Raw genomic sequence first — 2,634 nt, 5'->3', positions numbered from 1 at the left:
AGCCGGCGGACGCCAACCGATAGCGGGCGGTCCCGAAGCGTGGCAGGTCGGCGACGACCTGCCGGAACCTGGGCGATCGTCTTGTTTCCGACAGGGAGCGCGGCGAAGGTGCCCGCGAAACAGCGAAAGGCGGATACATGGTCGAGCGTGGCGAGGACGGACGGAGCTGGTTTGCGGGCGACAGCAAGGGCGGTGCGCCGACGCGCTGCGAGCTGTCCGAGGATGGCCTGACGGTCACCCATGGTCGCAACGACTGGGCCGAAAGCTTCGACATCTCCGAACTCGATCGCCGTCTCGCTTTTTATCGCCGGATGCTCGAGACCTATCGGCACCCGAGCTACGCGCAGGACGCAGCCGTTCTCGCGGCCGCCCTCGAGGCCACGCAGACCCGCGCGGCGGCCTGACCACCACCCCCCGGGAACGGGGTTTCGAAAATATCTGCGAAAATCTGTTGACGAGGCGTCGCCGGCCGGGCTACTGATCCCGGGCAACGAATTTTCATTCAGGACGATAGAGCCATGCTCCCCCTCGAAGAACCCAAGGGCATCGTGTAACGCGCAACCTCTGAGTTGTCCGCGACCGATGCCCTGCACCCGCCCTTCACGGCGGGTTTTTTGTTGCCCGAGGCCCGGCCGCGCGCCGCCCTCGACCCCTTCACGGCTCATTCGTCTAAAGGTCAGGACGCACGGTTCTCAACCGTGAAATGCCGGGTTCGAGTCCCGCATGAGCTGCCAGATTTCCCCTACGGCTCCATCGTCTAAACGGTCAGGACGCGCGGTTCTCAACCGCGAAATGCCGGGTTCGAGTCCCGCTGGAGCTGCCAGATCTTCCTCACGGCTCCCTGGTCTAGTGGTCAGGACACGCGACTTTCACTCGCGAGGCGCAGGGTTCGATTCCCGCGGGAGCTGCCAATTCTCCGAAAGGCCCCGCCATGCATGTTACCCGCGTCGCCCCGTCGCCCACCGGCGATTTCCATCTCGGCACCGCCCGCACCGCCTGGTTCAACTGGCTTGCCGCGCGCGCCACCGGAGGCCGCTTCCTGCTGCGGATCGACGACACCGATCAGGCCCGCAACGACCCGCGCGCGGTCGACGTGATCCATGACAGCATGGCCTGGCTCGGCCTTGCGCCCGATGCCGTCTTTCACCAGTCCGGCCGGCTCGACCGCTACAGGGCAGTGGCCGCCGACCTTCTGGCGCAGGGCAGGGCGGTCCACGCCGACAACGGGGCCGTGCTGCTCGAGGACGGCCGCTGCCAGACCTGGCACGACCTCGTGGCAGGCGATCAGCACCCGAACGACGCGGCCCATGCGCTGGCCGCGAACCAAGTGCTGCTGCGCGCGAACGGGATGCCGGTCTTCCACTTCGCCTCCGTGGTCGACGACATCGACATGGGCGTGACGGTGGTGATCCGCGGCGCCGACCACTTCACCAACACCCACCGCCACAGCGCCATCTATCGCGCGCTCGATGCGGCCCTCCCGAGCTTCGCGCATATCGGGCTGATCACGATCGACGGGCGCAAGATGAGCAAGCGCGACCGGGCGGCGAGCCTCATGAGCTACCGCGATGCCGGGATCTGCCCGGACGCCGCGCTGAACTTCGTCCTGCGCATGGGTTGGGGGCCCTCGGTCGACGACAAGAGCACGGCCGTCCTCACCCGCGACAGGGCGCTCGATCTCTTCCTCGATGGCGGGCGGATGCGCGGCAGCCCCTCGGCGTTCGATGCGGCGCGGCTCGCGAGCCTCGACCGGAAGCACAAGGCGCTCGCAAAGCAGGGGCAGGGAACTGACACTCGAAACTAACGGAAATAGTTTTGCGAAAAATGTTGAAATAGATATTCGATCGGCATAGAACTGTAGCAACCTGAAGACGAAAGGTCGCCGCGATGGACAGCCAGACGAAACTGAACGGGATCGAGGGCGCGACCAGCGTCCTGCGCCACCTCGACATTGGTGTCGACCCGCGGCTGCCCAAGGTGCGGCGCGATCTCGCGCCCGGTGCCGCGCTGTGCGTCCCGGCTGGCAAGGCGCTGGCCGTGTGGCAGCGGGGGCGTCCCGTCTACCTGCGCTTCGCGAAGGGCGGCACGGTCCAAGGACCGCTCGCCTATGCCGAGGTGGATCTCGATGGCCGCGTGGAGAGTGATGCCCGCCTCGTCATGGGCCTCGTGAAGTCGCTGGTCGTCACCGTCCTCTCCGCCCTCCTGCTTCGGGGACTGCTCGACGGCGCCGATCTTGCGATCTTCGGCTTTGCCGGTGTGGCCTTCTTCGGCCTCGTTGCCGGGTTCGGCGTAGTGTCGATCCTCTGGCGGCTGGCGTCGCTTGGCCTCCGCCTCCGTGACCGCCAGTCCCTGTCGGGCCTCGCTGCCTGACGACGCAACGTAACAGGCGACTTTGTGATCGGAAAATCGCCTCGTGGATGTGCTGCCCTAATTCCACGAGTTGAACAGCGGAGCGCCCTGATGAACACGCACGTCCTCAAGCCGACCCCCATCAAGCTGATCGAGCGGGTCGAGATCGAACTCAAGAAATGCGAGGACATCCGCGCGCAGCTCGACGTCCTGACGGATGATGGTGCGCGGGGTCAGCACGCGCTACTGCTCGGGCGGCTGGTGTTCTGGGCCTGTATCGCGATC

At 66.2% G+C, this 2,634-nt stretch carries 3 protein-coding genes and 3 tRNA genes; all 6 read left to right on the top strand.

The genetic code is table 11. The features are described 5' to 3' along the window. Positions 1-137: 137 nt before the first annotated feature. The 6 genes from ACFDS3_RS20690 to ACFDS3_RS20665 all read left to right on the top strand — a co-directional run bounded on the left by ACFDS3_RS20690 (position 138) and on the right by ACFDS3_RS20665 (position 2,370). Complete coding sequence (locus ACFDS3_RS20690; protein WP_375264206.1) at positions 138-404, top strand: hypothetical protein; 267 nt, start codon at positions 138-140, stop codon at positions 402-404. Between the two features lie 254 nt (positions 405-658). Next, positions 659-734 (top strand) — tRNA-Glu (locus ACFDS3_RS20685). A 12-nt stretch (positions 735-746) separates the two neighbouring features. Continuing rightward, positions 747-823: transfer RNA gene (locus tag ACFDS3_RS20680), tRNA-Glu, on the top strand. 12 nt (positions 824-835) lie between these two features. After that, a tRNA-Glu gene (locus ACFDS3_RS20675) sits at positions 836-911 on the top strand. A 20-nt stretch (positions 912-931) separates the two neighbouring features. Continuing rightward, the gene (locus ACFDS3_RS20670; RefSeq protein ID WP_375264205.1) at positions 932-1,804 is read left to right on the top strand and encodes a glutamate--tRNA ligase; all 873 of its coding nucleotides are present in this window, start codon (positions 932-934) and stop codon (positions 1,802-1,804) included. A gap of 83 nt (positions 1,805-1,887) precedes the next feature. After that, positions 1,888-2,370 carry a hypothetical protein gene (locus ACFDS3_RS20665; RefSeq protein WP_375264204.1) on the top strand — a complete coding sequence of 161 codons (483 nt, stop codon included), beginning with the start codon at positions 1,888-1,890 and terminating at the stop codon, positions 2,368-2,370. Positions 2,371-2,634 lie beyond the last annotated feature (264 nt).

Origin of the sequence: Palleronia sp., from assembly GCF_042089775.1 — a bacterium.
In the GTDB taxonomy this organism is placed as follows: domain Bacteria; phylum Pseudomonadota; class Alphaproteobacteria; order Rhodobacterales; family Rhodobacteraceae; genus Palleronia.
This window is presented reverse-complemented; position numbering and strand designations above follow the sequence as displayed.

Coding starts and splice junctions, on each gene's coding strand:
- ACFDS3_RS20690 (WP_375264206.1), top strand. CDS start 138: ATGGTCGAGCGTGGCGAGGACGGACGGAGCTGGTTTGCGGGCGACAGC.
- ACFDS3_RS20670 (WP_375264205.1), top strand. CDS start 932: ATGCATGTTACCCGCGTCGCCCCGTCGCCCACCGGCGATTTCCATCTC.
- ACFDS3_RS20665 (WP_375264204.1), top strand. CDS start 1,888: ATGGACAGCCAGACGAAACTGAACGGGATCGAGGGCGCGACCAGCGTC.